The organism is Pseudonocardia sp. Ae505_Ps2 (assembly GCF_001932425.1).
Lineage (GTDB): Bacteria > Actinomycetota > Actinomycetes > Mycobacteriales > Pseudonocardiaceae > Pseudonocardia.
In genome coordinates this window covers 4,849,184-4,875,066 of record NZ_MCIP01000001.1, presented here as the reverse complement: position 1 = coordinate 4,875,066, position 25,883 = coordinate 4,849,184, and the positions used below count along the sequence as shown (strand labels likewise).

General features: G+C 74.7%; 25 protein-coding genes and 2 pseudogenes. 15 read left to right on the top strand and 12 right to left on the bottom strand.

Annotated features, from left to right (window positions below):
* Positions 1-7: 7 nt before the first annotated feature.
* Positions 8-171: pseudogene (locus Ae505Ps2_RS33655) on the bottom strand (1,4-dihydroxy-2-naphthoyl-CoA synthase); the annotation flags it as partial.
* Positions 172-427: 256 nt separating this feature from the next.
* On the opposite strand from Ae505Ps2_RS33655, the gene Ae505Ps2_RS22850 reads away from it, so the two are divergent.
* A complete protein-coding gene (locus Ae505Ps2_RS22850; protein WP_075306223.1) occupies positions 428-961 on the top strand; it encodes a hypothetical protein in 534 nt (177 codons plus the stop codon).
* Positions 962-999: 38 nt separating this feature from the next.
* On the opposite strand, the gene Ae505Ps2_RS22845 is transcribed toward Ae505Ps2_RS22850, so the two are convergent.
* A complete protein-coding gene (locus Ae505Ps2_RS22845; RefSeq protein ID WP_075553973.1) occupies positions 1,000-2,199 on the bottom strand; it encodes an FAD-dependent oxidoreductase in 1,200 nt (399 codons plus the stop codon).
* Positions 2,200-2,270: 71 nt separating this feature from the next.
* On the opposite strand from Ae505Ps2_RS22845, the gene Ae505Ps2_RS22840 reads away from it, so the two are divergent.
* Positions 2,271-3,170 (top strand): LysR family transcriptional regulator, encoded by a 900-nt coding sequence (locus tag Ae505Ps2_RS22840; protein ID WP_075306227.1) that lies wholly within the window; start codon positions 2,271-2,273, stop codon positions 3,168-3,170.
* 34 nt (positions 3,171-3,204) lie between these two features.
* Here Ae505Ps2_RS22840 and Ae505Ps2_RS22835 read toward each other — a convergent pair whose 3' ends face one another.
* Positions 3,205-3,999, bottom strand: coding sequence for a hypothetical protein (locus tag Ae505Ps2_RS22835; protein WP_075306229.1), 795 nt, complete (start codon positions 3,997-3,999; stop codon positions 3,205-3,207).
* Positions 4,000-4,144: 145 nt separating this feature from the next.
* Between Ae505Ps2_RS22835 and Ae505Ps2_RS22830 the strand changes: the two genes are divergently transcribed.
* The 3 genes from Ae505Ps2_RS22830 to Ae505Ps2_RS22820 all read left to right on the top strand — a co-directional run bounded on the left by Ae505Ps2_RS22830 (position 4,145) and on the right by Ae505Ps2_RS22820 (position 6,883).
* Positions 4,145-4,984 carry a DUF3097 domain-containing protein gene (locus tag Ae505Ps2_RS22830; RefSeq protein WP_075311749.1) on the top strand — a complete coding sequence of 280 codons (840 nt, stop codon included), beginning with the start codon at positions 4,145-4,147 and terminating at the stop codon, positions 4,982-4,984.
* A gap of 113 nt (positions 4,985-5,097) precedes the next feature.
* Positions 5,098-5,547, top strand: coding sequence for an NfeD family protein (locus tag Ae505Ps2_RS22825; protein ID WP_075306231.1), 450 nt, complete (start codon positions 5,098-5,100; stop codon positions 5,545-5,547).
* A gap of 88 nt (positions 5,548-5,635) precedes the next feature.
* Entirely contained in the window at positions 5,636-6,883 is a 1,248-nt protein-coding gene (locus Ae505Ps2_RS22820; RefSeq protein WP_075306233.1) for an SPFH domain-containing protein, read from the top strand.
* A 123-nt stretch (positions 6,884-7,006) separates the two neighbouring features.
* Here the strand turns inward: Ae505Ps2_RS22820 and Ae505Ps2_RS22815 are convergent, their stop codons facing one another.
* The 7 genes and pseudogenes from Ae505Ps2_RS22815 to Ae505Ps2_RS22785 all read right to left on the bottom strand — a co-directional run bounded on the left by Ae505Ps2_RS22815 (position 7,007) and on the right by Ae505Ps2_RS22785 (position 11,550).
* On the bottom strand, positions 7,007-7,441 hold the full coding sequence (locus Ae505Ps2_RS22815) for a type II toxin-antitoxin system VapC family toxin (RefSeq protein WP_075306234.1): 435 nt from the start codon (positions 7,439-7,441) through the stop codon (positions 7,007-7,009).
* 5 nt (positions 7,442-7,446) lie between these two features.
* Positions 7,447-7,689, bottom strand: a complete 243-nt coding sequence (locus Ae505Ps2_RS22810; protein WP_075311751.1) for an AbrB/MazE/SpoVT family DNA-binding domain-containing protein — start codon at positions 7,687-7,689, stop codon at positions 7,447-7,449.
* A 204-nt stretch (positions 7,690-7,893) separates the two neighbouring features.
* Positions 7,894-8,653: pseudogene (locus Ae505Ps2_RS22805) on the bottom strand (ABC transporter ATP-binding protein).
* Complete coding sequence (gene cbiQ / locus Ae505Ps2_RS22800; RefSeq protein WP_075306237.1) at positions 8,650-9,414, bottom strand: cobalt ECF transporter T component CbiQ; 765 nt, start codon at positions 9,412-9,414, stop codon at positions 8,650-8,652. Before cbiQ ends, Ae505Ps2_RS22805 begins: the two are co-directional and overlap by 4 nt.
* Positions 9,414-9,764 (bottom strand): PDGLE domain-containing protein, encoded by a 351-nt coding sequence (locus tag Ae505Ps2_RS22795; protein WP_075306239.1) that lies wholly within the window; start codon positions 9,762-9,764, stop codon positions 9,414-9,416. Before Ae505Ps2_RS22795 ends, cbiQ begins: the two co-directional genes overlap by 1 nt.
* Complete coding sequence (locus Ae505Ps2_RS22790) at positions 9,761-10,474, bottom strand: energy-coupling factor ABC transporter permease (protein WP_170917074.1); 714 nt, start codon at positions 10,472-10,474, stop codon at positions 9,761-9,763. The genes Ae505Ps2_RS22795 and Ae505Ps2_RS22790 overlap by 4 nt, the downstream gene beginning before the upstream one ends.
* Before the next feature lie 194 nt (positions 10,475-10,668).
* Positions 10,669-11,550, bottom strand: coding sequence for a glycosyltransferase (locus Ae505Ps2_RS22785; RefSeq protein ID WP_063718593.1), 882 nt, complete (start codon positions 11,548-11,550; stop codon positions 10,669-10,671).
* A gap of 556 nt (positions 11,551-12,106) precedes the next feature.
* Here Ae505Ps2_RS22785 and Ae505Ps2_RS30560 point away from each other — a divergent pair.
* The 5 genes from Ae505Ps2_RS30560 to Ae505Ps2_RS22760 all read left to right on the top strand — a co-directional run bounded on the left by Ae505Ps2_RS30560 (position 12,107) and on the right by Ae505Ps2_RS22760 (position 17,611).
* Positions 12,107-13,177: a glycosyltransferase family 2 protein gene (locus Ae505Ps2_RS30560; protein WP_233147547.1), complete on the top strand. Its 1,071-nt coding sequence runs from the start codon at positions 12,107-12,109 to the stop codon at positions 13,175-13,177.
* Between the two features lie 100 nt (positions 13,178-13,277).
* The gene (locus Ae505Ps2_RS22775) at positions 13,278-13,655 is read left to right on the top strand and encodes a hypothetical protein (RefSeq protein WP_020623972.1); all 378 of its coding nucleotides are present in this window, start codon (positions 13,278-13,280) and stop codon (positions 13,653-13,655) included.
* Between the two features lie 13 nt (positions 13,656-13,668).
* Positions 13,669-15,216, top strand: a complete 1,548-nt coding sequence (locus Ae505Ps2_RS22770) for a hypothetical protein (RefSeq protein ID WP_075333460.1) — start codon at positions 13,669-13,671, stop codon at positions 15,214-15,216.
* Positions 15,213-17,282, top strand: a complete 2,070-nt coding sequence (locus Ae505Ps2_RS22765; RefSeq protein WP_075306245.1) for a hypothetical protein — start codon at positions 15,213-15,215, stop codon at positions 17,280-17,282. Before Ae505Ps2_RS22770 ends, Ae505Ps2_RS22765 begins: the two co-directional genes overlap by 4 nt.
* Positions 17,279-17,611: a hypothetical protein gene (locus tag Ae505Ps2_RS22760; protein ID WP_020623378.1), complete on the top strand. Its 333-nt coding sequence runs from the start codon at positions 17,279-17,281 to the stop codon at positions 17,609-17,611. The genes Ae505Ps2_RS22765 and Ae505Ps2_RS22760 overlap by 4 nt, the downstream gene beginning before the upstream one ends.
* 64 nt (positions 17,612-17,675) lie before the next feature.
* Here the strand turns inward: Ae505Ps2_RS22760 and Ae505Ps2_RS22755 are convergent, their stop codons facing one another.
* Positions 17,676-19,148, bottom strand: a complete 1,473-nt coding sequence (locus Ae505Ps2_RS22755) for an NAD-dependent succinate-semialdehyde dehydrogenase (RefSeq protein WP_075333459.1) — start codon at positions 19,146-19,148, stop codon at positions 17,676-17,678.
* Between the two features lie 64 nt (positions 19,149-19,212).
* Between Ae505Ps2_RS22755 and Ae505Ps2_RS22750 the strand changes: the two genes are divergently transcribed.
* On the top strand, positions 19,213-20,415 hold the full coding sequence (locus tag Ae505Ps2_RS22750; RefSeq protein WP_075554301.1) for an acyl-CoA dehydrogenase family protein: 1,203 nt from the start codon (positions 19,213-19,215) through the stop codon (positions 20,413-20,415).
* A complete protein-coding gene (locus Ae505Ps2_RS22745; RefSeq protein ID WP_075553972.1) occupies positions 20,415-21,524 on the top strand; it encodes an acyl-CoA dehydrogenase family protein in 1,110 nt (369 codons plus the stop codon). The genes Ae505Ps2_RS22750 and Ae505Ps2_RS22745 overlap by 1 nt, the downstream gene beginning before the upstream one ends.
* Before the next feature lie 77 nt (positions 21,525-21,601).
* On the opposite strand, the gene Ae505Ps2_RS22740 is transcribed toward Ae505Ps2_RS22745, so the two are convergent.
* Positions 21,602-22,060 (bottom strand): pyridoxamine 5'-phosphate oxidase family protein, encoded by a 459-nt coding sequence (locus Ae505Ps2_RS22740; RefSeq protein WP_020623247.1) that lies wholly within the window; start codon positions 22,058-22,060, stop codon positions 21,602-21,604.
* A 140-nt stretch (positions 22,061-22,200) separates the two neighbouring features.
* Between Ae505Ps2_RS22740 and Ae505Ps2_RS22735 the strand changes: the two genes are divergently transcribed.
* From Ae505Ps2_RS22735 to Ae505Ps2_RS22725, 3 genes are all read left to right on the top strand, one after another.
* The gene (locus Ae505Ps2_RS22735) at positions 22,201-23,370 is read left to right on the top strand and encodes a type III PLP-dependent enzyme (protein ID WP_233147546.1); all 1,170 of its coding nucleotides are present in this window, start codon (positions 22,201-22,203) and stop codon (positions 23,368-23,370) included.
* Between the two features lie 11 nt (positions 23,371-23,381).
* Positions 23,382-24,698 (top strand): adenosylmethionine decarboxylase, encoded by a 1,317-nt coding sequence (gene speD / locus Ae505Ps2_RS22730; protein WP_249265324.1) that lies wholly within the window; start codon positions 23,382-23,384, stop codon positions 24,696-24,698.
* Positions 24,699-24,890: 192 nt separating this feature from the next.
* Positions 24,891-25,874: an SGNH/GDSL hydrolase family protein gene (locus Ae505Ps2_RS22725; protein ID WP_084786395.1), complete on the top strand. Its 984-nt coding sequence runs from the start codon at positions 24,891-24,893 to the stop codon at positions 25,872-25,874.
* Positions 25,875-25,883: the final 9 nt, after the last annotated feature.

Sequence of the window (25,883 nt, the reverse complement as noted above, 5' to 3'; positions counted from 1 at the left end):
TGCCGGTCCGGCCGAGGAGGAGGGTCTCCCGGGCGAGCTCCCGGCCGACCTGGTGGGCGAGGTGGGCCGAGCCGTCGCCGTCGTCGAAGGAGCCGACGTCGGCGTCGGTCGGTGTGGCGCGGGCGTGCTCGCGGGGGCGATCGTCAGGCCGGCGCCGGCGTGCAGCGTGTGATGGCAGTGCTCATCCGTCGGTGGGGGCAGGCCGCGATTACGCCGTCCGGACCTTCCGACGGTCACGCGTGACTGTAAGTTCTTCTCGGGGTAGGAGGTGTCACCGTCGATGCCGACCACGGTCACGGGGTCCACATGAGATGGATGCTGGGCAGGCTCCGTCGCGGGCGGCACCGCGCCCGGGGCCGGTGGCGCCGCCGGGGCTGCACGTGGCCGTGGTGACCCGTCGTCGACGCGGCCTGGCACGCTCGGCGTCATGACCTCCCGTGTTCCCTCCCGCCGTCGCCGCGACGGTGAGGTCCCCGCCCCGGTCGTGGTGACGGTGCTGCGGGAGCGGCTCTACGGCACCCTGTCCTGCCTCTCGACCCTGCTGGTCCTGCTCGGCCACGGCGGCGAGGGATCCTCGGCCGGGTCCGCGATCGTGGACGTCGTCGTGGCCGCGGGCGCCCTGTGGGCGGCGAGCCTGCTCTCCGACGTCGTCGCCCACCTCACCGTGCACGGTCACGGCCCCCGCGGCCACGAGCTCGTCGCCGCGCTGCGCAGCTCGGGGCAGATCCTGCAGGCCTCCGCCGCGCCCGTCGTGCTGCTCGTCGCCGCCGCGGTCGGGCTGCTGGAGCTCACCACCGCGCTGGAACTCGCGACCGGGGTGACGGTGCTGGTGCTGGCCCTGTTCGCGGTGCTCGCGGCCCGGCGGACCCCGCTGTCGTGGTGGCGACGGGTGCTGCTGGTCGTCGCCCTGGTCGGGCTGGGCGCACTGGTCATCGTGGTCAAGCTGCTCGCGCACGGCTGACCTCGCACACGGCCGCCCCCGGCCGGTCCGGCACGGACTCAGGCGGTGCCCGGGCGGGGCGGCCCGTACCGGAACGACGGGTGCGTCACCTCGGCGGTCGCGCGGGGCGAGAACCCGTCGAGGAGGTGGTCGACCCCGGACCAGGCACACGCGGCAGGGACGTCGTCGCCGAACGGGGCGAGGACGTTCACGCAGTAGGCGGCGTCGCGGCCGCGGACGGTGTCGGCGACGGCCGCGGCCCGCCCAGCGGCGCCGCCCAGGTGCCGGATCCCGGTCACGACCATCGGCCCGGTGCGGGAGACGACCCGGTCGAGGCCGTCAGGGTCGAGACCGTCGACCAGCACGTCGTCGCCGAGGTAGGCGTGCGGGACCTCGGGCTCGGCATACACCCGCGACGACGCGCGCGGGTCCAGCGGGGCGACGGTGTCGTCGTCCCAGGCGACGGCGGCGCGCAGCGGCGCGAGCAGCGCGTCGGTGCGGCCGGTACCGCCGGTGCCGACGACCCCGACCCGCAGGACGCGACGTCCGCGCAGGTGCGGGGGGAGGACGGGCAGGTCGGGGTAGGGGACCACGGACACCCCGGAGGTGACGTCGTCGGGCAGGGTCGCGGTCCAGTCCGCCCAGGCGTGCAGCGCGGCCGGGTCGCCGGGGGCGTCCGCGGCGCCGAGGACGCGGACCAGGCCGCCGCCGACCAGACCGTCGGAGCCGAGCAGCCCGACGACGACCGCGGTGACGACGTCGCCGTCGTCGGGGCCGGTGCCGCGCAGCCGGGCGAAGTACGCCGGGTCGGACTCCGCGGTCACCGTGACGGTGCCCCCGGCGCGGGCGATCTCGACGGCGCGGACGTGGTCGGCGGCCCAGCCGTCGGCGCGGACGGCGAGGCCGAGCCCGCCACCGAACAGGTACCCGGCGACGCCGACCGACGGTGCGCTGCCGTGCGGCGGGCGGAGTCCGTGCGGCGCCGCCGCGGCGACGACGTCGCCCCAGGTCGCGCCCACCCCCGCGCGGACGGTGCGGGTGCGCGGGTCGACCGTCATCTCCGCCAGCGCCGCGGTGTCGATCAGCAGGCCGCCGTCGCACGGGCGGCGCAGGCCGTGCCCGGTGGCGTGCACGGTGACGGCGAGGCCGTCGTGGTCGGCCCGCGTCAGCGCGGCGACGACGTCGTCCGCCCCGGTGGCGGTCACGACCGCCGAGGGCCGGTGGGTGATCCCGGTCTGGAAGCTGGGTGTGCTGGTCATGGCATCGAGCCTGGGACCGACCACGGCAGAAGTCGAAGAGATGGATCGTCTGCTCGCTAGCATCCCTGGTTATGGAACTGCGTCACCTGCGCTACCTGGTCGCGGTCGTCGACTCCGGGACCGTCACCGCGGCCGCCGCGGCGCTGCACGTCGCGCAGCCCGGGGTGAGCGCGCAGCTGCGGCAGCTGGAACGGGAGCTCGGTGCGCCGCTGTTCGAGCGCGGCCCGCGCGCGGTCACGCTCACCGAGGCCGGACGGGCGGTCCTGCCGCACGCCCGCGCCGCGCTCGCCGCCGTGGAGGACGCCCGCGACGCCGTCGCCGCGTTGCACGGTCTGCTGCGCGGGCGGGTCGCGGTCGGCATGGCCACGTCGCTGCCGGACACCGTGCTCGCCGACCCCGTCGGGGACTTCGCCGTCGCCCATCCGCAGCTGGAGGTGACCCTGCGGGAGGGGACCACCGACGAGCTGGTCGACGAGCTGCGGGCCGGGCGGCTCGACGTCGCCGTGCTGGGGTTCCCGCACGCCCCGCCCGACGGCCTCGACGGACGGGTGCTGGTCGAGTCCCCGCTGGTCGCCGCGGTCGCGGCGGACGACCCGTTCGCCGGCCGGGCCGCGATCACGTGCGAGGAGCTCGCGGCCCGGCCGCTGATCTGCCTGCCCCGCGGGCACGGTCTGCGCGCCGCGCTGGACGCGGCGCTGGCGGCCCGGTCGCTCACCGCGCGGGTCGGGTTCGAGTCCGGGGCGATGACCCTGCTGCTGCGTCTGGCCGCCCGCGGCGCGGGCGTGGCGGTCGTCCCGGAACCCGCGCTCGGCGCGGCCGGGGTCGTGGCACTGGCGCGGCCGCCGGTGGCGGTGCCGATCACCCCGCAGATCCGGACGCGGCTGCACCTGGTGTGGCGCTGGGGCGGGCCCGGCGGCCCGGCGGCGCGGGCGCTGCTGGAGTCCCTGCTCCGGCAGCACCCGGCGCCGTGAGATCAGCTGGGATCAGCGGGAGATCAGCCGGGCATCAGCGGGGGACCGACACCAGGACCCGGACGGCCTCGGCGACGGCGGCGCGGCGCGCGACCCGGACCGCGGTGGCGATCGGGCGCAGCGCGTCGGACCGGGCGATCGCCGCCGACGCCGACAGCGCGCCGCCGGGCTCGTCGCCGGACGCTGCGGACAGGATCGCGTCGACCTCGTCGGCCTGCTGCAGGACCCGCAACGCCTGCGGGGGCATCCCACCGGGCCACAGCGCCTGCGGGCGCCGGCGCAGCCAGGCCGCGATCTCCTCGCGCACGCCCGGCCGGTGCCGGGCCACACCCAGGTCGGTCAACGCCGCGGCGGCGGCCCGCACCTGGCCGCGCAGCTCCCGCTCGGCCTCGTTCAGCGCGACGTACTCGGGGACCGGGCCGGCGTCGGTGACCGAGTGCACGGTCCAGCGGACCACCCCGTCCGCGATCGGCGACGGTACGACGCCGAACCCGGCGTCGGGGAACAGCACGCCCTCGCCCGCGGTGATCGCGGCGTCGGAGAACGGGCCAGGGCCGGGCAGGCCACGCACGTCCCCGGGAGCGGGCAGCACCAGACGGGCCTGTCCGCGCGGAGCGGCCCTGCGGACGGCGGCGAGCAGCATCGCCGTCGACGTCGGAGCCGCCCCGGGGCCGGGCAGGCCGGTCGTGGCGGCGGTGACGTCGTCGGCGGCGAGCACGTCGTGCGCCTCCGACCACGGCGCGAGCGCGTCGAGGACGTCGTCGGGTGCGGCGGACCCGGCCAGCCAGGCCGAGGCCCACACGGCGAAGGTCGTGGAGGCACAGGACACGGCGGTCAGGCTAACGGCCCATCCCGCGTCGCACACCCGGCACGTGGGTGACGCAGCGCTACGAGATTCACGCTGAGCGTGACCACCGGAGTGTGGGCGTGTCGTGCACCGGTCACCGACCGACGTCGACCGATACTGGCTCACCATGAGCCGGACCCACGACTACCGGGGCATCTTCGACACCGCGGGCACCCGTGCCCCGCGGGAGAGCCGGGTGACCGAGGTCCCCGCCGAACCGGGCCTGGTCGTCGAGGACCCGGCCAGTGGGTTCTGCGGTGCCGTCGTGACCGTCACCGGCTCGGAGGTGACGCTGGAGGACCGCTTCGGCGGTCGGCGGATCTTCCCGCTGCGCCCCGCCGGGTTCCTCCACGAGGGTCGTCCCGCGACGCTGGTCCGGCCGCAGGCCGCCCCCGCGGGTCGCACGCTGTCCGCCTCCGGGTCGGTGCACGTCGCGAACCTGAAGGCCCGCACCGCGCGCGCCGCCCGGATCTGGGTCGAGGGACTGCACGACGCCGCGCTCGTCGAACAGGTGTGGGGCCACGACCTGCGCGTCGAGGGTGTCGTCGTCGAGCCGCTGCACGGCGTCGACGACCTGGCCGCGGCCGTCCGGGACTTCGACCCCGGACCGCACCGACGCCTGGGCATCCTCGTCGACCACCTCGTCGAGGGCACCAAGGAGACCCGGCAGGCCCGCGAGGCCTACCGCGCCACCCCCGCCGCCCAGCACCACGTGCTGGTGACCGGTCACCCCTACGTCGACGTGTGGCAGGCGGTGAAGCCCTCGGTCGTCGGGATCCGCGAGTGGCCGGTGATCCCGCGCGGCACCGACTGGAAGACCGGGGTCTGCGCGGCGCTGCGGTGGGGCGAGCCCGCCGACGGTGCCCGGCGGGTGCTCGGCGCGGTCCGCAGCTACCGCGACCTGGAGACCCCGATGATCGGCGCGGTCGAGCGGCTCATCGACTTCGTCACCGCCGAGGGGGCCTGACCCCGACACCGGGGTCGAACTCCGGCACCGACCGGTAACGATCGGGCCAAGCAGTGCGGAGCATCCCGACGAAACGCCGACGGTGAATCGGACATTCTGGCACGCTGGGAGCCATGGAACCGGCACTGATCTGGCTGCTCGTCGGTCTCGTGCTGATCGGCAGCGAGCTCGTGTCCGGGGAGCTGTTCCTCGTCATGCTCGGTGGTGGGGCACTCGCCGCGGCGGCCGGGGCCGCCCTCGGGCTGACGCTCCTCCCGGCCGCCGGGCTGGGTGGGGCCGTTGCGGTCCTGCTGCTGCTGGCCGTGCGGCCGGCGGCGAAACGCAGGCTGGACGCGCACCTGGGCACCCTCGAACGCCACCAGGACCGGTTCGTCGGCGCCGCCGCCGAGGTCGTGCAGCGCGTCGACGGCGAGCGGGGGCAGGTCCGGATCGGACGCGAGCTGTGGTCGGCGCGGTCGATGGACGGGGTGGAGGTCCTCGAGGCCGGCAGCACCGTCACGATCCTGCAGGTGACCGGGGCGGCGGTGCTCGTCACCGGTCGGGGGGAACTACCGCCGTCCTGAGCTGCCACTGCGGTAGGACGGCACGACGCCCCGGGGACGCCGGGGCGACACCGGCGCCGGTTCTCCGGCGCGCAGGAGGGGAGTGCACATGGCCGAGCTCATCATCGGCATCATCCTGCTCGTGCTGGTCGTGACGATCGTCGTGAAGTCGGTCGTGATCGTCCCGCAGGAGTGGGCGTACATCATCGAACGGCTGGGTCGCTACCACAGCATCCGCGAGGGCGGCCCGGCGATCCTGGTGCCGTTCGTCGACCGCACCCGCGAGCGGGTCGACCTGCGCGAGCAGGTCGTGTCGTTCCCGCCGCAGCCGGTCATCACGCAGGACAACCTGACCGTCAACATCGACACCGTCGTGTACTTCAAGGTCAACGACGCCAAGGCGGCGGTCTACGAGATCGCCAACTACATCGCCGGTGTCGAGCAGATCACCACCACGACGCTGCGCAACGTGGTCGGTGGCATGACGCTGGAGCAGACGCTGACCTCGCGGGACCGGATCAACACCGCGCTGCGCGGCGAGCTGGACGAGGCCACCGAGCGCTGGGGCATCCGGGTCGCCCGGGTCGAGATCAAGGCGATCGACCCGCCGCCCTCGATCCAGAACTCGATGGAACAGCAGATGAAGGCCGACCGCGAGAAGCGGGCGATGATCCTCACCGCCGAGGGCCAGCGGGAGTCGGCCATCCGCAGCGCCGAGGGCAACAAGCAGTCCCAGATCCTCACCGCGGAGGGCGCCAAGCAGGCCGCCATCCTCGCCGCCGAGGCCGAGCGGCAGTCGGAGATCCTGCGGGCGCAGGGCCGCCGGGCCGCCCTGTACCTCGAGGCGCAGGGTGAGGCGAAGGCGATCGAGAAGAAGTTCGCCGCGATCAAGGCCGGCAAGCCCACCCCGGAGCTGCTCGCCTACGAGTACCTGCAGACGCTGCCGCAGATGGCCGAGGGCGAGGCCAGCAAGCTGTGGGTCGTCCCGTCCGACTTCGGGAAGGCACTGGAGGGCTTCACCCGGATGCTGGGTGCGCCCGGCGAGGACGGCGTCTTCCGCTACGAGCCCAGCCCGGACGACGGCACCGTCTCCAAGCCCGCCGAGGACGACGGCGTCGAGGACTGGTTCGACACCTCCTCCGACCCGGAGATCGCCAAGCAGGTCGCGGCGGCCACCGCGGCGGCCCAGCAGGAGGTCCCGCCGGTGGGCTCGGACGTCCCGCCGGTCCCCGGCACCGAGGTCGGCACCGGCGGCTCTGCGACCCCGGCCCAGCTGGAGTCCTCCCGTGAGGCGCCCGGCATCGGCCTGCCGGATGCGGCGCAGGGCCACCCGAACGGCCAGGAGCAGCGCGGCTGACCCACCCCGCCGCACCACACCGCACCGCACGACACCGCCCCGCCCGGTTCGCCGGGTGGGGCGGTGTCGTGTCGGACCAACACCCGGCGCTCGCCCCCACCTCGGGGTGGGGTCGGGGCGGTTCTACCGGATGGGCACGACCGTGACGCCGACGTCGAGGGTGGTCCAGGCGGTGTCCGCGGTGACCGCGGGCAGTTCGAGCCGCGCGGCCAGGGCGAGACATGCCCGGTCACCCAGAGAAAGGCCCGCGGCGCGGGTGACCGGCCACAGCGTTGCCGCCGTGGTCGCGTCGGTGGCGCCGAAGGGCTCCACGTGCACGCCCAGGGTGCGGAGCTGGCGGATGGTCCGGTCGGCGTCGACGCCGTGTTGGGCGAGCTTCTGGTGGACCTCGGACAGATTCACTGCGCTGAGCACAGCTCCGATCCGGGCAGCTCCGCCGGCTGCGGTGAGATAGGGCTCGACCAGCTCCGCCCCGGGCTCGTCGCGCAACCAGGCCAGCACCGCGGAGGCATCCAGCACCGCCGACGTGCCCGGTGACGCCGCGGTGTCGGCGGGCACGGGGGTCAACGGGCGTCCTCGGCATCGGCCTCGGCGCGTCGGTCGGCGAGCAACTCGGCGGCCACGGATCGGGTGGGGGCGCCCTGCCAGGCGGCGGCGACGTCGCGGCGGATGCGCGCCATCAGCTGATCCCGGCTCTCCAAGATCACCCGGCCGTCCTCCACCGAGAGCACCAGCGTCGAGCCCGGGTCGAGCCCCAGCTCCTGGCGGACCTGCTTCGGGATCAACACCCGCCCGTCCCGGTTCATGGTCACGTCTGAAGTCAGTGGGTGATCCACGGATTCTGACACGTCCCTACTCTATCTGACGGGCAAGACCTTCAGATGTCAGACGCGTTCCGACCGCGACAGGAGCTTGCTCGCTGACAGCACTGCGTTCGGCCTGGCGGCGCTGCAGACCTGACCGAGTACGTCGGCCGACCAGCCTCTGGGGGCGCGCAACCCGTCGCCGTACTAGGCGAGGACGAAGCCGTAGGGCAGCTCCAGCCGGTGCCGGGCGAGGAGCTCGGCGTCGGCCAGCAGGTCCCGGGTCGGCCCGTCGGCGACGACGGTCCCCCCCGTCGAGCACGACGCTGCGCGGGCACAGCTGCAGCGCGTACGGCAGGTCGTGGGTGACCATGAGCATGGTCCGGTCCAGCCCCAGCAGCACCTCGGCCAGCTCGCGGCGGGCCACCGGGTCGAGGTTCGACGACGGCTCGTCGAGCACGAGGATCTCCGGGTCGCACGCCAGCACCGTGGCCAGCGCCACCCGGCGGCGCTGCCCGCCGGACAGGTGCAGCGGGGAACGGTCGCCGGCGTCGGCCATCCCCACGGCGGCCAGTGCCTCGTCGACCCGCTCGCGCAGCGCCGGCCCGCGCAGCCCGAAGTTCGCCGGGCCGAACGCCACGTCCTCGGCGACGGTGGGCATGAACAGCTGGTCGTCGGGGTCCTGGAAGACGATCCCGACCCGGCGCCGGATCTCGCGCAGGTTCCGCTTCTCCACCCGGAGCCCGCCGACCTCGACCGAGCCCGCCCGGCGGTCCACCCGGCCGTCCGCGCTGCCGCCGAGGATCCCGTTGAGGTGCAGCACCAGGGTGGTCTTCCCGGCGCCGTTGGGGCCGAGCAGCGCGACCCGCTCGCCGGGGGCGATCGTCAGGTCGACACCGAACAGCGCCTGGTGGCCGTCGGGGTAGGCGAAGGCCACGTCGGTCAGCCGCAGCGACGGCGGGCTCATGCGGCCACCCAGCCGGACCCGGCCAGCAGCACCGCGACCCCGGCCACGGTCAGCCCGGCCAGCCACTGCCGCGGGGTGGTCGGGGCGTCGCCCGACGGCGGCATGGTGCCGGTCCAGCCGCGCGACAGCATCGCCAGGTGCACCCGCTCGCCGCGCTCGTAGGACCGCACGAACAGCGAGCCGATCCCACGGGCGGTCGCCCCGGCCTGCCACAGGAACCGCGGGTCGTGGCCACGGGAGATCCGGGACAACCGCATCCGCCGGGCCTCGCCGGCGATCACGTCGGCGTAGCGCAGCATCAGGGTGGCGATCGTGGTGACGATCGCCGGGGCGCGGAGGCGCGCCAGGCCGACGAGCAGGTCGCGCATCGGCGTCGTCGCGGCGAGGGTCAGCGAGGTCAGCACGCCCAGGGTGCCCTTGACCAGGATGTTCCACGCCCCGAGCAGCCCCGGCTGGGACAGCGTGAGACCGAGCCAGTCCAGCGTCGGCGCCGGGCCGGTGAACGGCAGCAGCACCGCGAGGACCACGAAGGGCAGCTCGATGACCGAGCGCCGCAGGATCCAGCCCGGCCGGATGCCCGCCAGCGCCCAGACCCCGGCGAGCAGGACGGCGAACCCGCCGAACACCGCGAACGCCTCCCGCGGGGTCGCGACCACGCACACCGTCACCAGCAGCGCCGAGACGATCTTGACCTCGGGTGGGAGCCGGTGGACGGGGGAGTCGTGGTGCAGGTGGAGCGGGTGGGAGTGCCCGGCGCCCATCAGCCGCCCCGTCGGCGCAGCAGCAGGAACACCCCGCCCGCGACGACGACCGTCACCAGCACCCCGGCCACCCCGGCGACGCCGGTGGTGCCCTCGCCGCCCACGACCGAGTACCCGGCGAGCGGGCTCGACGCCATGGCGTGGTCGCTCTCGTGGGTCGCGATGCAGGTGCCCTCCAGCCGCTCCCCGCCGTCCGGGGTCGCGACGGCGGTGCAGCCCTGCCGGGCGACGGTGTCGAGGCCGTCGGGGTCGGGGGAGGCGAGGGAGGAGACCAGCCCGGCCACGACGAGGGACACGATCAGGAACCCGGCGAAGAACAGCAGCGGACGGCGGTGGGCGGGGGCGGTCATCGCACACCCTCCTCGGAGGTCGGGCGACGGGCGAGCGGGGTCGCGGTGCCGCGCAGCAGGTACACCAGGTCCGGCCGGACGGCGGCCACCGCGCCGACGGTGGCCGCGGTGATCACGCCCTCGCCGATGCCGATCAGCACGTGCAGCCCGCCCATCAGCGCGAAGACGGTGCCGAGGGTGGCCCCACCCGCGCCGCCGATCGCGTACTCCAGGACGAAGCCCATCGCGGCGACGACCGTGTTCAGCAGGGCGGCGACGAACGCGACGACCACCAGCCCGGCCCGCGACCGCACCGCGAACCGACGCAGCGCCCGCGCCACCAGCCAGCCGACGACCACCCCGATCACGGCCATGTTCGTGATGTTGAGCCCGAGGGCGGTGATGCCGCCGTCGGCGAACAGCAGCGCCTGCACGACGAGCACGATCGAGATCGCGATGATGCCCACCCAGGGGCCCACCAGGATCGCGACGAGCGCCCCGCCCAGCAGGTGCCCGCTCGCGCCGGGCAGGATCGGGAAGTTGATCATCTGGACGTCGAAGACGAAGGCCGTGACCAGCCCGGCCATCGGCGCGGTGCGGTCGTCGAGGTCCGCGCGGGCGCGCAGGACGGCAACCGTCAGCGCGATCACCGCGACGACGGCGAACAGCAGCGCCGTCGGGCCGTTCACCAGCCCGTCGCTCATGTGCATGGCGACCGCATGCGTCCGCATCGCGCCCCCTCACCGGTCGGTCCGGCCGCCACCGGGCCGGGTGAGGGAATTCAACGCGACGACAGTGCTGCCGCAAAGACCTGGCAGCAGATAGGCGACTGCATGTCCCCGATGTCCGGTATCGGCCCCGCCGATCGGGGAGTCCGGGATGCCGTCGGGGCGGCGGCCGCGGCCGCGGCCTGCACCCAGCGCGGTCAGCGGGCCTCGGCGGCCGCGGCCTCGTCGCGCTCGGCGATGAGCTTGTCGTCCTTGCGGGCGGCGATCCGCGACACCTTGAACAGTGCCTTGCGCCGGGCCCGGCCCAGCGGCAGGGCGAGCCGGCCGATCCGCACGTCGATCGGGCGGACGTCGAACACCCCGGAGTCGCCCAGCTCGTCGAACAGCAGCTGCTGCTCCTCGGAGATCTGCTGCTCGAACTCCGAGGAGACCGAGCCGCGGGCGATCCGGAAGGCGGCCAGGGTCTCGGGGACTCCGAGGAAGTCGCCGTACTGGAGCAGACGCATCCAGAGGTCGAGATCCATGATGAAGCGCCGCTCCGGGCGCCACCCGCCCGCGGTGACGAACTGCTCGTGACGGAACAGCACGTTGCCCGGCTCGCCGATCGGGTTCGCCCCGTTGCGGATGACCCGCCGCGCGACCTCGCTGCCCGAGTGCAGCCCGACCAGGCCGCCGCCGAGGCCGCGGCGCGGGACGATGACCCGGCTCTGCTCGTCGATCATGTGCCGGCGCGAGGCCACCACCGACAGCGAGGGGTCGTCGCGCATCGGCGGCACCTGCAGCTCCAGGCAGCGCGGGTGCAGCAGGTCGTCGGCGCACACCAGCTTCACCAGCGGCGCACGGCACAGCTCGACGGCGCGGTTCCAGTTGTCGCCCTGCGGCAGGACCTGCCGGTTGCGCTCGACCCGGATCCGCGGGTCGCGGAAGGAGGTGGCGATCTCCCAGCTCGCGTCGGTGCTGCCGTTCTCCAGCACGACGAGCTCGAAGTCCCGCCAGGTCTGCTCCAGCACGCTGCGGATGGTCTCGGCGAGATAGGCCTCGCCGTTGTGGACCGGGATGCAGACGGACACGCTGGGCACAAAGCCGCCGGGCCTCATCGGGTACCTCGCAGGGGTGGAACGGATCGGACGAGCAGGCGGCGACCCACGCTACCCGCCCCGGTCGACGTGCCGGACGGCGGCGCGGACGTGCGACGTCCGAACGGGACCATCGGGACGGAACGGATACGCACCGTGATCATGGGCCGGGTATCCCGCCGCTCGCCGCCCGACGGTCACCGCTCGTCGGCCGGGGCCCCGCGAGGCGGTCCCGCGCCGCGGTGGTCCGGAGCGCATCCGTAGTATCCGTCGTCGTGTTCGCGTGGTCGGTCCACGCCGCGGCGACGGAGTCCGGGGGCCTTGCACCGTCCGGGCGACACCCGATGCGGTGCGGCTCACGTAACGCGACCGACGGCACCGGAGATATCTCGGATGTCCCCCGTTGTGGGGTAAGGGATCCGGTCGGATCGGGATCGTCGTCACGACCGGACACGCACTGCTCGCCAACCGCGCGCCAGGACCGATCGATTCGGGGGAGAGACCGGTGAACAAGCGCCCTGACCACGGACTACGTCGTCCGAGCCAACCGAGGGTGTCGGTGATCGTGCCGACCCGCAACGAGGCACGGAACCTCGAGGTGGTGCTGCCGGCCGTCGCGGCCGTGCGTCCCGCCGTGCACGAGGTCATCGTCGTCGACGGCGACTCCCGGGACGGCACCGTCGAGACCGCACGCCGTGTCCTGCCCGGCGTCCGGATCGTCCGCCAGACCCGCAAGGGCAAGGGCAACGCGATGGCCTGCGGGTTCGCCGCGGCCACCGGGGACGCGATCGTCATGTTCGACGCGGACGGCTCCGCCGACCCACAGGAGATCCCGCGCTTCGTGGCCGCGCTCGTCGACGGCGCCGACTTCGCGAAGGGCAGCCGGTTCACCAAGGGCGGCGGCAGCGACGACATCACGCTGCTCCGCAAGGGTGGCAACGCCGGGCTGAACCTGATCGCCAACACGCTGTTCGGCACCCGCTACAGCGACCTCTGCTACGGCTACAACGCCTTCTGGGCCGACATCCTGCCGCTGCTGGACCTGCCCGCGGTCGACATGCCCCCGCACCCGGACGGCGGGATGTACTGGGGCGACGGCTTCGAGATCGAGACGGTCCTGAACTGCCGCGTCGCCGCCGCCGGTCTGACGATCACCGAGGTCCCCTCGGTGGAGAAGGAGCGGATGTTCGGCGAGACGAACCTGCGCACCTTCGCCGACGGCACCCGCGTCCTGCGGACCCTCGCCGCCGAGCGGCGTCGCGCCGGTCGCGAGGACCGGCCCGCCGTCCCCGGCCCCGCCGCGGTCGCCCCGCCCGCCGGACACCCGGCGGCGCCCACCACCCCGCCCACGGGCCCGGTGCCGCCCACGACGCCGGACCGGATGGTCCCGCCGGCCCACCAGCGACGCCCGGCCCCGCGACCGCGTGCCGACGCCCCGGCCCCGCAGCGCCGGCAGCAGCCGTCGCGACCGGCCCCGCAGCCGCAGCCCGGCACCGCCCAGCCCGCTCCGGCGCAGCCGGCCCCGTCGCCGGTCGCCCGCGAGCAGCGCCCCGTCGGCGCCGAGCGGGACGGGTCCGCCCGTCCCGAGCGGACCGGTGTGCGGTACGCATGGGGGGAAGAGGCGTCCTGAACGCCCCGGGACCGGATCGATCCGGTCCACGCCCCACCGGCACCCGTCCCACGGGGGACGCCGTGCCGGGAGAACCACCAGTGAAGAGGAGTGAGCCGCGGTGAGCGTGCAGTCCGCAGCAGAGCTGACCCGCGCGAGGACCGCGCGGCGGTACGTCGCGATCCTGCTCGTCCTCGCCGGCATCGTCGCCTGCGGACTGAACGTCGCCGGGGTCACCGGTGGCGCGTTGGGCGAGTTCCGGCTGCTGGTCACCATCGGCTTCCTGCTGCTCGGCCCCGGCTGGGCCGCCGCGGGATTCCTGCGCCGCGCGCCCGCCGCGCACGTCTGGCTGCTGACCCTCGGGGTCGGCACCGCCGTCACCCTGATCGGCGGCCAGCTCATGGTCAGCCTGGGGCTCTGGTACCCGAGCGTCGCCCTGTTCGTCGTCACGCTCCTGTCGGTCCCGTTCCTGCTGCGCCACGCCGTGGTGGCCCAGTGAGCGGGACCTTCCGGTGAGGCCGGTCGGGCCGGCGCGTCCCCGCCCCGCCGCGGGGACGCCCGGTCCCGGCCCCGTCCCCGGACCGCACGCGAGGGGCGTCGACCCGGAAGCCCCGACCCAGCGTCTGTCCACGGCGCACGCCCGGGCGCACTCGCGCCGCAACGCCGAGCAGCACACCGAGTTCCTGCCCCCGCTGGTCGGGCTGCGCGGGCCCGGTGAGAACCCGCCTACCCCGCCGCCCACCCCACCACCCGGACCGGGCGGCGGAGGCGGCGACGGCGAGCAGGTCCCGGACCGCAACGGCGGCATCGGTGACGGCATCGCCCTGACCCTGTGCTCGGGCTTCGGCTCGGTCGCCGGGCTGCTCGGCGTGCTGATCGCGACCCGGATCATGCCGCAGTCCGAGGTGGGCCGGGCCTCGGAGTTCGTGTCGGCCTTCCAGCTGATCGGCGGCGTCGCCCAGCTCAACCTGGGGCTCGCGCTGCTGCGCTGGCTCCCCGGGGCCGGCCGCAAGTCGGTCCGGCTGACCTTCGGCTCGCTGCTGCTGATCATGCCGCTGTCCGGGCTGATCGGCCTGATCTACGGCACGCTCGTGCCCCGGGTCGCGGAGGCCGCCGGCGGCGGATCGTTCGGCTGGGGACTGGTCGTCCTGGTCCTGACCTGTGCCGGCTGGTGCGTGTTCGTCGTCCACGACTTCGTCATGGTCGCCATCGGGCGGCCGTGGGTGGCGGTGTGGCGCAACGGCACCTTCGCCGTGACCCGGATCGTGCTGCTGCTGGCGCTGGGCAGCACGCTCGCGTCCGAGGCGCTGGTGCTGTCCTGGGCGATCCCGGTCGTGCTGTGGATCGCGGCGGGCACCGTCCTGCTCTGGTTCATGGTGCGGCGCTTCGCCCGCGCCGGCGGGCCGGGCACGCTCCCGTCGCGCCCGGAGATGATCGCGTTCCTCGCGCCGACCGCGCTGGCGCAGTGCGGCAACGCGCTGCTCTACAACCAGGTCCCGTTGTTCGCGAACTTCCGGATGGGCAACGAGATCGGCGCGGTCTTCTTCATCTGCTGGCAGGCGGTGACCGTCATCGACCTGGCCGCGACGTTCTTCACCAACTCGTTGACCGTGCAGACCGCCCGGGAGCCGCACCGCGCCGAGGAGTTCGCCCGCGTCGCCCGGCGCCGGATGCTCCTGCTGTTCGTCCCGGCGCTCGGGCTCGGCGCGGCACTGGGCTACCCGGTGCTGTCGCTGCTCGGGGAGGGCTACGCGCCCGGCGCCCCGGCGCTGGCCGTGCTCATGGGCGGGCTGTTCTTCCGGCTGATCGTCGTGTTCGAGCTCGCCCGCCGCCAGGCCGACGGCGACGGCATGGGCTACGCGAAGATCCAGCTGCTCAACACCGGCCTGGTCGTGGCCTTCGCCGGTCTGGTCCCGCTGCCCGAGCCCGGGACCGCGTCGGTCAGCATGACCATGCTGCCGGTCGTCCTCGGCTACGTCGGCGCGCAGGTCCTCTGCGCGCTGGCACTCAGATTCGTCCCGGCGTGGAACCGCCGGAGCACACCGGAGGTGAAGTCGTGACGTCGGAGACCCGCCGGCCGGGCGGCCCCGACCCGTCCACCCGCGGCCACCGCGGCGAGGAGCCCGCCGTCGCGCGGACCCGCGTCGCGGAGGAGAGCGCGAGCGAGCGGACCCAGTTCGTCACGCCGCCGGGTCCGGACTCGCCGACCATGGCCGTCCGCGGCCCGGTCCCGCGCCCGCCCGGTGACGGTCCGCCACCGCCTCCGCCGCCCGCGCCGGAGACCGCCGAGCCGCTGTCCCCGCTGTGGGTCTGGGGCGCCCCGGTCCTGGCCGTGCTCGCGGTGCTGCTGCTGCCCGTCGCCGCGGCGACGACCGACCTGTCCGACCTGGGCGGCTGGGGCCTGGCCCCGGCGCTGAGCCCGTTCGCGTGGGTGGCCCTGTTGCTCGCGATCGGGGCCTGCCTGGTCGAGCTGTGGTCGCGCCGGCCGCGGATCCCGATGCTGGGCGCCGCGACGGGTGTGCTGCTGCTCTGCTCCACCGGTCTGCCCTCGGTCGTGCAGCCCCAGGCGCGGTTCACCACCGCGTGGCTGATCTCCGGCTTCGTCGACGCCGTGGCCAGCAACAACGGCGTCCCGCCCACCGGTGTGGACGCCCGGTTCTACTGGCCGGCGTTCTTCGCCCAGTGGGCGTGGATCCGCGACGCCGCGGGCGCCGACCAGCTCGACACGGTCCTGCGCTGGTACCCGCCCGCCGTCACCGCGGTGTGGGCGATCGGTGTCTACGCGCTCGCCCGCTCGATGCTCGGGGGCACCCGCGCACCGTGGGTGGCGGCCTGGCTGTTCATCGGCCTGAACTGGATCGAGCAGGACTACTTCTCGCCGCAGGCGACCGCGATCGTGCTGCTGCTGACGGTGCTGACCTTCGCGCTCGGCCCGCTGGCCACCCGTCGCGTCGACAACGCAGGTGCCCCGGGCTGGCCACGGGCGCACCGTGGGGCACCACCGCTGCCACGGTGGCGGCGCTGGCTGGTGTCGGCGTTGACCCCGCCGAACACACCGACGCTGCCCGCCCGGCAGCTGCTGCTGATCTACTTCTGCGCGGCGCTGTGTGTGATCGCGGTGGCCCCGGCCCACCAGCTGACCCCGTTCGCCATCATCGGCCAGCTGGCCGTGCTGGCGATCGTGGGCCGGTTCCGCGGCCGCGGGCTGGTGATCGTCGCGATCGCCGCGGTGGCGGTGTTCGTGCTGATCGGCGCCCGCGACTTCTGGATGAACCAGATCAGCATGATCATCGGCAGTGGCGACGAGGGCAGTGCGCTGCAGGCCGGCGTCGCCGACCGGTTCCAGGGCGACACGGGCCAGCTGGTGGGCAAGGGGCTCCGGGTCGTCATGACCGGCCTGACCTACATCATCGGGTTCGCCGGTGCCTGGGTCTACTGGCGCCGCCGTCGCGACCTCGTGCCGATCCTGCTGGCCATCATCCCGATGGGCATGGCGGTCGTGCAGAGCTACGGCGGCGAGCTGCTCCTGCGCGTGCTGCTCTACGGCCTGCCGATCCTGTCGATCCTGGCCGTCGACGCGCTGCGGGCCTTCGCCCGGGTCGACCGCAAACGCGAACGGTTGCTCGCGGTGGGCATGGTGGTGGTCTTCGGCTTGCTGATCTTCATCCGCGGCGGCAACGAGGCCTACACCGACGTCACGACCGAGGACGTCCAGATGACCCGCAAGGCCTACGACGAGGCGCCGCCCGGGGCGACGGTGCAGCCGTTGTCGACGGTCGGGCCGTACGCCCTGGAGGGCGTCGGCGAGCACAACAACATGGCCTCGGGCGGTCAGGGCTGCGCGGTGCTCGCCGCGGACCCGTTCCGCTGCATCGACCAGGTCCAGCCGCAGACACTGCTGTTCTACCCGGCGATCGAGAAGCAGGGCGTCGTCCTGAACGACCGCCAGCCGGGCTGGACGCTCGAGATCCGCAACCAGCTGATCGCGTCGGGCCAGTACCGCGCGACCTACGAGAGCGGCTTCGACGCGATCCTGGTGCGCAACGACCCGCCCCCGGCGCCGGCTGTCCCGGCACCGGCGACGGCCCCGGCCCCGGCGGCCGGCGGGGAGGTGCCGAACCCGTGAACGGATTCGTCCTGACCTGGATCGCCTTCGGCCTGATGCTGGCGGTGTTCGCCGCCCGCGCCTGGGTGGTGGAGACCAGCCGTGGCCGGTTGGTCACCAGCGGGTCCGCGCAACGCGGACTCACCGCGGCCGCCGTCGCCTCGGTGGCGCTGTTGATCGTGATGCTGACCCTCAACGGCGGTGTCGAGCTGGTCGAGCTCGTCTCGGGCGGTCGGGCCGACGTGACCCAGCCCGCCGAGCCGGTGCCCGGGCAGGATGCGGCGGTCCCGATCCAGCCGCAGGCCCCGGCACCTGCGGCACCTGCTGCACCCGCGGCCCCGGCCAACTGACCGGTCCGCGAACCACGAGGGCCCCGGCGCCGTACGGCGCCGGGGCCCTCGTCCGTGCCCGTGGTCAGCCGCTGTAGCCGATGGCCACGTACTTGGTCTCGAGGAACTCGTCGATGCCGATGGCGCCGCCCTCGCGGCCCAGCCCGGACTCCTTCACTCCGCCGAACGGGGCGGCCGGGTTCGACACCAGGCCGGTGTTGAGCCCGATCATGCCGCTCTCGAGGTTCTCGGCGATGTGCAGCGCCCGGTTCAGGTCGCGCGTGTACACGTAGTTGACCAGGCCGAACTCGGTCGCGTTGGCCGCGGCCAGCGCCTCGTCGGCGGTGTCGACGACGGTGATCGGCGCGACCGGGCCGAAGATCTCCTCGTGGTTGAGCCGGGAGTCGACCGGCACGTCGGTGAGCACGGTCGGCGGGTAGAAGTAGCCCGGCCCGTCCTGGGCCTTCCCGCCGAGCGCGACCGAGGCGCCCGCGGCGACGGCGTCGGCGACCAGGTCGGTGACCTTGTCCCGGCCCTTGGCGTCGATCAGCGGGCCGACGTTCACGCCCTCCTCGGTGCCCCGGCCGACCTTGAGCGCACCCATCCGCTCGGCGAGCTTGGCGGTGAACGCCTCGGCGACGCCGCGCTGGACGTAGAACCGGTTCGCCGCGGTGCAGGCCTCGCCCATGTTCCGCATCTTGGCGATCATGGCGCCCTCGACGGCGGCGTCGACGTCGGCGTCGTCGAGCACGATGAACGAGGCGTTGCCACCCAGCTCCAGCGACGAGCGCAGCACCTTGTCCGAGGCCTGGGACAGCAGCAGCTTCCCGACCGGGGTGGACCCGGTGAACGACATCTTCCGGGCGCGGCCGTCGCGCAGGATCGGCTCGATCACCGCGCCGGCGTCGGTGGCGTTGATGACGTTCAGGGCGCCGTCGGGCAGGCCCGCGTCGGCCAGCACCTGCGCGAACGCGAACATCGTCAGCGGTGTCTGCGGTGCGGGCTTGATCACCGAGGCGCAGCCGGCGGCGACCGCCGGAGCGATCTTGCGGGTGCCCATGGCCAGCGGGAAGTTCCACGGGGTGACGAACACGCAGACCCCGACGGGCTGGCGGATGGTGAGGAAGCGGGTCTGGCCGTTCGGGGCGACCTGGTAGCCGCCGTCGATCCGCACGGCCTCCTCGGAGAACCAGCGGAGGAACTCCGAGGCGTAGGTGACCTCGCCCTTGGCCTCGGCGAAGGGCTTGCCCATCTCCAGGGTCATGAGCAGGGCCAGGTCGTCGATCCGCTCGTGGAGCAGGTCGTAGGCGCGGCGCAGGATCTCGCTGCGCTCCCGCGGTGCCATCGCGGCGATCGTGGGCTGCGCGGCGTGCGCGGCGGCGAGGGCGTCCATGCCGTCGGCGGGGGAGGCGTCGGCGACCTCGGTCAGGACCTCTCCGGTGGACGGATCCTCGACCTTCGCGGTCGCACCGTTCTCCGCCTGCCGCCACTGGCCGCCGATGAACAGGCCGGTGGGGACGGCATCCAGCACCCTGCGCTCGTCAGCATTGGTGGTCATGCCCGGAACGTACCCCGGTGAGTCGGCCCATAGACACCGGCGGCGTCGGCGGGGCTGGGTCATGATGAGGCCCGTGGCAGTGACATCGACAGCGGCAGCGACGCTGCCCGAGCTCGTGCCCGACCCGGTCGAGCTCCCCGCCGGGCTGGCGGACCTGCGGGCCGAGGTCCGGTCCTTCCTCGACGAAGAGCGCGACGCCGATCGCTGGACCCCGCGCGCGGACGTGTGGCTCTCCGGCTGGGACGAGTCGTTCTCGCGGCGGCTGGGGGAGCGCGGCTGGCTCGGTATGACCATCCCCACCGAGTACGGCGGGCACGGCCGCACCGCGCTGGAGCGCTACGTCGTCACCGAGGAGCTGCTCGCCGCGGGCGCCCCGGTGGCCGCGCACTGGATCGCCGACCGCCAGATCGGGCCGTCGCTGCTGCGCCACGGCACCGAGGAGCAGCGTCGCGCGTTCCTGCCCGGCATCGCCCGCGGCGAGGTGTACTTCGGCATCGGCATGTCCGAACCGGACTCCGGCTCCGACCTGGCGTCGGTGCGGACCCGGGCGACCCGCGGCGACGGCGGGTGGCGGCTGTCGGGCACCAAGGTCTGGACCTCCGGGGCCCACCACGCGCACGCGTTCTTCGCGCTGGTGCGCACCGAGCCGCGCGACGACGCCCACCGGCACGCGGGGCTGTCCCAGTTCCTGGTCGAGCTGGACTCGCCCGGGGTGGAGATCCGCCCGATCCCGCTGCTCACCGGGGCACACCACTTCAACGAGGTCCGCTTCGACGACGTGTTCATCCCCGACTCGCGGGTCTTCGGCGAGATCGGCAACGGCTGGGCCCAGGTCACCGGCGAGCTGGCGTTCGAGCGGTCCGGACCAGAGCGGTTCCTGTCGACCTACCCGCTGCTGTCGTCGCTGGTCGGAGAGCTGACCGCGGCGTCGGGCGGTGTCGACACCGGCACCCGGCGCAGGGTCGGGTCGCTGGTGTCGCGGCTGTGGACGCTGCGGGCCATGTCGCTGGCCGTCGCCGGGGCCCTGGAGTCGGGTGAGGCGCCCGAGCTGGCCGCAGCCCTGGTCAAGGACCTCGGCACCCGCTTCGAGAACGAGATCGTCGACGCCGCCCGGCTGCTGGTCGACATCCCACCGGACCCCGGCGCGGAGTCCGGGTTCGCTCGGCTGCTCGCCGACGCCGTGCTGCACGCGCCCGGGTTCACCCTGCGCGGCGGTACCAACGAGGTCCTGCGCGGCATCGTCGCGCGGGGGATGGGACTGCGCTGATGGCCCGCAACACCGACCTCGCCGACCTGGCCGCGTCGATCCTGGCCGCCGGGTCCGACGACCGCGAGGGCACCGGCCTGGACACGGCCGCCTGGAAGGCGTGCGCCGGGGCCGGGCTGACCTCGCTGACCGACCCGGAGACCGGCGGCACCCTCGACGACGCCGCCGTGCTGCTGGAGGTCGCCGGAGCGGCGGCGGCCCGGCTGCCGCTGGCCGAGACCGACCTGCTCGCCGGGTGGCTGGCCCGCGCCGCCGGACTCGCCGTGCCCGACGGGCCGCTGGCCGCGGTCGTCACCGACGCGACCGGCGGGGACCGCCCTGCCGGGGCCGCCGGGGGCGCGCTCACCGGCGGCGGCACTCACGGCGGCATTGGTGGTGGCACCGACGGCGGCACCGGCGGCGTCACTGGCAGCGGCACCGTGTCGGCGGAGCTGACCCGGGTGCCGTGGGGGCGCTCGCTCGCCGCGGTCGTCGTGCTCGACGGCGACCGGGTGCTCGTGCTCGACGCGGCCGCGGCGCGGGTCACCGAGGGCGTCAACCTCGCCGAGGAGCCCCGCGACGGACTGACCCTCGACGCGGTCACCCCGACGGCCACCGGCACCGCCCCGGCCGCCGCGGCCACGGAGCTGACCCTGCGGGCGGCGCTGGCACGATCGCTGCTGCTCGCCGGCGCGGCCCGCGGCGCGCTGGCCGCCTCGGTCGCCTACGCCGGGGAGCGCACCCAGTTCGGCCGCCCCATCGGCCGCTTCCAGGCGGTGCAGCAGATGCTCGCCGAGGCCGGGTCGGAGGTCGCCGCCGCCTCGGCCGCCTCCGCCGCGGCGACCTCGACCGCGCAGCGCGCGGGGTTCGCCGCCGCGGAGACCGCGTTCGCCGTCGCCGCGGCGAAGGCCCGCTGCTCGGAGGCGGCCACGGCCGTCGCCCGGATCGCCCACCAGGTGCACGGCGCGATCGGGTTCACCCGTGAGCACGCGTTGCGGCTGGTCACGACCCGGCTGTGGGCCTGGCGGGACGAGGACGGCACCGAGGCGTACTGGAACGACCGGGTCGGTGCGGCCGCCCTGGCCGCGGGCGCCGACGGCCTCTGGCCGCTGGTGACCGGGCGGCCCTGACCCGGCCGGAACCCGGTGATCGTCACGGGTGAGGGGATCGGTGCCACATCCGGCACCGATCCCCTCACCCCCGGCGATCACATCTTCCGGAAGTCCCAGCTGGTGATCTTCTCCGGGCGCAGCCGCAGCCAGGCGTGCCGGCCGTCGATCACGACCTGCCCGCCGAAGTAGCGGTCGGCCATCGCCTGCTCGACCCGCTCCAGCTCGGGGTGCGGCTCCCCGGTGCGCGGGACCTCGCCGACGACCTCGACCGAGCCACGCAGCTCGACCCCGCGCAGCTCGGAGTAGTCGTGGCCGGCGTCGACGACGACGGCGATCCGCGGGTCGCGCTGCAGGTCGGTCCAGCGCTGCGAGCGCGACAGCGAGGTCAGCCAGAGCGCCTCGCCGTCCCACACGTACCAGAGCGGGGTGGCGTGCGGGCCGTTCACGCCGTTGGTGGCGACCCGGCAGGTGCGCTCGGCATCGAGGAACGCGGTGACCTCCTCCGGGGTCATGGCGATCTTCCGGGCGCGGCGCTGCGGCTTCGGTGCGGTCATGGGTCGAACCTAGATCAGGGGCCCGGCGCCCGGAGCGGTCCGGTCGGTCCGGTCGGGCCGGTCCGGGCCCCGGCGGGTCGTGGCCCCGCAGGTCGTGCCCCGGCGGTGGGGCGCGGCCCGGCCCGGGAGACGATCGCGGTGTGCCCGACACCCTGAGCCCCGGCCTGGAGCGGCTGCTCGCCACCGACCGTCCGACGCCGTACCTGGCGCTGGACCCCGTCGTCGTCGGGGAGCGGTACCGCGCGCTGACCGCGGCGTTCGGCGACGCCCGCATCCTCTACGCCGTCAAGGCCTGCCCGGAACCCGCGGTGCTGCGCACCCTCGTCGCGGCCGGGGCCGGGTTCGACGTCGCCTCCCAGGCCGAGATCGACCTGTGCCTGGCCGCCGGGGCGGACCCGGCGACCCTGCAGCACGGCAACCCGGTGCGCGGCCCCGGTGCCGCCGCCCGGGCCGCCCGCGACGGCGTCACCCGGTTCGTCACCGACAGCGCCGAGGACGTCGACGCCCTCGCCGCCGAGGTCCCCGGCGCCCGGGTGCAGGTCCGCCTCTCGGTCGACGACACCGGCTCGGCGACGCCGTTCCACGGCAAGTTCGGCGCCCCGCCCGACGCCGCCGTCGCGCTGCTGGACCGGGTCGCGGACCGCGGCCTGGTCGCGGCCGGGGTCACCTTCCACGCGGGCTCCCAGCAGACCCGCCCCGCCACCTACGCCGGGGCCGTCGCGCTCGCGCTGCGGGTCGCCGGGCGGGCCGGGCTGCGCCGCCCCGAGCTGGACCTGGGTGGCGGCTGGCCGGTGGCCTACCGCACCGCCGTCGCCCCCGCGCAGGACTACGCCGCGGCCGTGCGCAGCGCGGTGGCCACGGCCGTCGCCGCCGGGCACGTGGACGACGCGACGCTGCTGCTCGAACCGGGCCGCGCGCTGGTCGCCCCGGCCGGGGTGCTGCGCGCCCGGGTGCTGCGGGTGTCCCGCCGCCCGGGGGTCGACCACCGTCGCTGGGTGTACCTCGACGTCGGCCGCTACCAGGGCCTGGCCGAGACCGAGGGCGAGGCGATCGCCTACCCGCTGCGCGTGCCCGGCCGCTCCGGCCCGTGCGGACCGGTCGTGGTCGCGGGCCCCACCTGTGACGGCGACGACGTCGTCTACCGCCGGACCCCGGTCGCGCTGCCGCTGGACCTGGCCGCGGGCGACGTCGTCGACCTGCTCGGGACCGGCGCCTACACCTCCAGCTACGCCTCGATCGGGTTCAACGGCTTCGGACCGCTGAACGTGGTCGTCGGCGAGGAGGGGGCGGCGTTCCCACATCGCGGTTAACGTGTCCGGACGTGTCATCTTCCACCTCGCCCACCATGTCCGTGCCCGCCACCGCGGCCGGAGAACTGCATCCGGGCACCGGGCTGGGGACGGGCGCGCCCGCACTGCCCAGCACCTCGTCGCCGGTCGGCAGGCACGTCCTGGCCGAGCTCGGCGGCATCGCCCCCGAGATCCTCGACGACTGCGCCCGCCTGCGCAGCGACCTCACCGCCGCGCTGACCGAGGCCGGAGCCCAGGTCCGCCAGGTGGTCGTCGAACGGTTCGAACCGCAGGGGGCGACCGTCGTCGCGGTCCTGGCCGAGTCGCACGCCTCGATCCACACCTGGCCCGAGCACAGCGGCATGCACGTCGACGTGTTCACCTGCGGCGAGAGCGCCGACCCGGTCGACGCCGTGCGCCGCCTCGCCGACCGCGTCGGCGCGACCGACACCGCGCTGCAGGTCGTCGACCGCGGCGGCGCCCCGCGCACGGTCACCGAACCCCTCTCGCCCGGCCTGACCCGGCGCTGGGACCTCGGCCGGGTCCACCACGTCGCGGACACCGGGTTCCAGCACGTCGTCGTCGCCGACACCGCGCACGGCGTCACCCTCTTCTGCGACGACGAGCGCCAGTCCACCGAGCACACCCAGCTCACCTACCACGAAGCGCTGGTGTGGCCGGGTGCCCTGCTCGCCCGCGAGCTGGACCGGGTGCTGATCATCGGCTCCTCGGAGGGCGTCGCGTCGGAGATGGCGGTCGCGGCCGGCGCGAGCCGGGTCGACCACGTCGACATCGACGCCGAGGCCGTCCGGATCTGCGCCGAGCACCTGCCCTACGGCTACACCCCCGAGTCCCTGGCCGCGGCCGAGCGCGGCGAGGGCCCGGTGCACCTCACCTACGGCGACGGGCGGCAGTTCGTCCTGGACGCGCGCGAGCACTGGGACCTGGTGATCGTCGACCTGCCCGACGAGCGCCCCGACGAGCCCGACGCCCAGATCAACCGGCTCTACGAGGAGGAGTTCGTCCGGGCCTGCGCACAGCGGCTCACCCCCGGCGGGGTCCTGGTGTTCCAGGCGGGCAGCCCGGCCGTGTGGCGGGACGCGACGCTGCGCTCGGCCTGGCAGCGCTTCGCCGCGGTGTTCGGCGAGACCGGCGGTCGCGGGGTCTACATCGGGTGCGAGGAGCACGAGTGGGCGTTCCTCGCCGGCGTCCGCGAGCCGATGGCCGACCCCGGCGCGGTGGCCGCCGAGCGGCTCGCGTCGATGCCGTTGCAGCCGCAGCTGTGGGACGCGACCGCGCTGCGGCACCGCCTGGTCGCGCCGCTGTCGCTGCGCAGGCTCACCGACTGAGCGAGCCCCGTCCACGGTGCGTGACGGGCCGGGCGGTCCCGGCCCGTCACGTGCGCCGAACGGGGCGTAACCGGTCCGCGACGATGATCGTTGGTCGGTCAGGACCGGCGTGCCCACGCCGGCGACGTCCGACCGGAGGTCCGAGAACCCGTGCGCCGTCCCCGCCCGTCCCGGTGGCTCGCCGTGGCGACTATGACCCTGCTGAGCTCGGCCGGGATGAGCGCCCTCGCGCCCGCGCAGGCGGAGGCGCCGACCACGTTCGCCGAGACCACGCTGTCCGCGCGCAACCTCGACTCCGCCCCGGTCGGGCGCTTCGTCGCCCTCGGCGACTCCTACGCCGCGGGCCCGCTGGTCCCGGTGCAGCAGGGCACGCCGTCGGGCTGCCAGCGCTCGAACCAGAACTACCCCTCGGTGCTCGCCCGCTCCGCCGGCATCGGCCGGTTCACCGATGTGTCCTGCAGCGGTGCGACGACCGAGGACATGACGGCCCCGCAGGAGGTGAAGGCCGGCCCGAACCCGCCGCAGCTCGACGCTCTCGACGGGTCCGAGTCGCTGGTCACGCTGACCATCGGCGGCAACGACATCGGGTTCTCCGGTATCATCGGCGAGTGCGTGCGCCGCTCCTCGGCGAACCTGTTCGGCGCGGCCTGCAAGGACTTCTTCACCGCGGGCGGCACCGACCAGCTCGCCGAGCGGATCGACGGCACCGAGTCGAAGGTCTCCGACGTGCTCGAGCAGATCCGCGAGCGGTCGCCCGCCGCGCGGGTCGCCGTCGTCGGGTACCCGTCGATCCTCCCGGACACCGGTCCCGGCTGCTACCCGGTCATGCCGTTCAGCGCGGGCGACACCGCCTACCTGCGCGAGACCGAGAAGAAGCTCAACGCGATGCTGGCCGGCGCCGCCCGCGACGCCGGGGTGGACTACGTCGACACCTACACCCCGACCATCGGCCACGACGCCTGCACGCTGCCCGGCGTGAAGTGGGTCGAGGGCCTGCTCCCGACCTCCCCGGCCGCGCCGGTGCACCCCAACGCGCAGGGCATGCGCGCGATGGCCGCGGCCGCGGGCGACGTGCTCGGCATCCGGGTCGCCCGGCCCGCCTCGCAGCCGGTCCCGGGGGCGACGAACCCGGTGCCGACCGCGTCGCTGCCGCCGCAGGCCCGCACCGCGGGCTGACCCCCGGAG

Excerpts from the sequence above, each read along its gene's own strand:
- Ae505Ps2_RS22820 (WP_075306233.1), top strand. The coding sequence starts at position 5,636 with ATGGCCGAGCTCATCATCGGCATCATCCTGCTCGTGCTGGTCGTGACG.
- Ae505Ps2_RS22740 (WP_020623247.1), bottom strand. The coding sequence starts at position 22,060 with ATGACCGCACCGAAGCCGCAGCGCCGCGCCCGGAAGATCGCCATGACC.
- Ae505Ps2_RS22755 (WP_075333459.1), bottom strand. The coding sequence starts at position 19,148 with ATGACCACCAATGCTGACGAGCGCAGGGTGCTGGATGCCGTCCCCACC.
- Ae505Ps2_RS22840 (WP_075306227.1), top strand. The coding sequence starts at position 2,271 with ATGGAACTGCGTCACCTGCGCTACCTGGTCGCGGTCGTCGACTCCGGG.
- Ae505Ps2_RS22795 (WP_075306239.1), bottom strand. The coding sequence starts at position 9,764 with ATGACCGCCCCCGCCCACCGCCGTCCGCTGCTGTTCTTCGCCGGGTTC.
- Ae505Ps2_RS22725 (WP_084786395.1), top strand. The coding sequence starts at position 24,891 with ATGACCCTGCTGAGCTCGGCCGGGATGAGCGCCCTCGCGCCCGCGCAG.
- cbiQ (WP_075306237.1), bottom strand. The coding sequence starts at position 9,414 with ATGGGCGCCGGGCACTCCCACCCGCTCCACCTGCACCACGACTCCCCC.
- Ae505Ps2_RS22830 (WP_075311749.1), top strand. The coding sequence starts at position 4,145 with ATGAGCCGGACCCACGACTACCGGGGCATCTTCGACACCGCGGGCACC.
- Ae505Ps2_RS22750 (WP_075554301.1), top strand. The coding sequence starts at position 19,213 with ATGAGGCCCGTGGCAGTGACATCGACAGCGGCAGCGACGCTGCCCGAG.
- Ae505Ps2_RS22790 (WP_170917074.1), bottom strand. The coding sequence starts at position 10,474 with ATGCGGACGCATGCGGTCGCCATGCACATGAGCGACGGGCTGGTGAAC.
- Ae505Ps2_RS22810 (WP_075311751.1), bottom strand. The coding sequence starts at position 7,689 with ATGAACCGGGACGGGCGGGTGTTGATCCCGAAGCAGGTCCGCCAGGAG.
- Ae505Ps2_RS22845 (WP_075553973.1), bottom strand. The coding sequence starts at position 2,199 with ATGACCAGCACACCCAGCTTCCAGACCGGGATCACCCACCGGCCCTCG.
- Ae505Ps2_RS22745 (WP_075553972.1), top strand. The coding sequence starts at position 20,415 with ATGGCCCGCAACACCGACCTCGCCGACCTGGCCGCGTCGATCCTGGCC.
- Ae505Ps2_RS22850 (WP_075306223.1), top strand. The coding sequence starts at position 428 with ATGACCTCCCGTGTTCCCTCCCGCCGTCGCCGCGACGGTGAGGTCCCC.
- Ae505Ps2_RS22825 (WP_075306231.1), top strand. The coding sequence starts at position 5,098 with ATGGAACCGGCACTGATCTGGCTGCTCGTCGGTCTCGTGCTGATCGGC.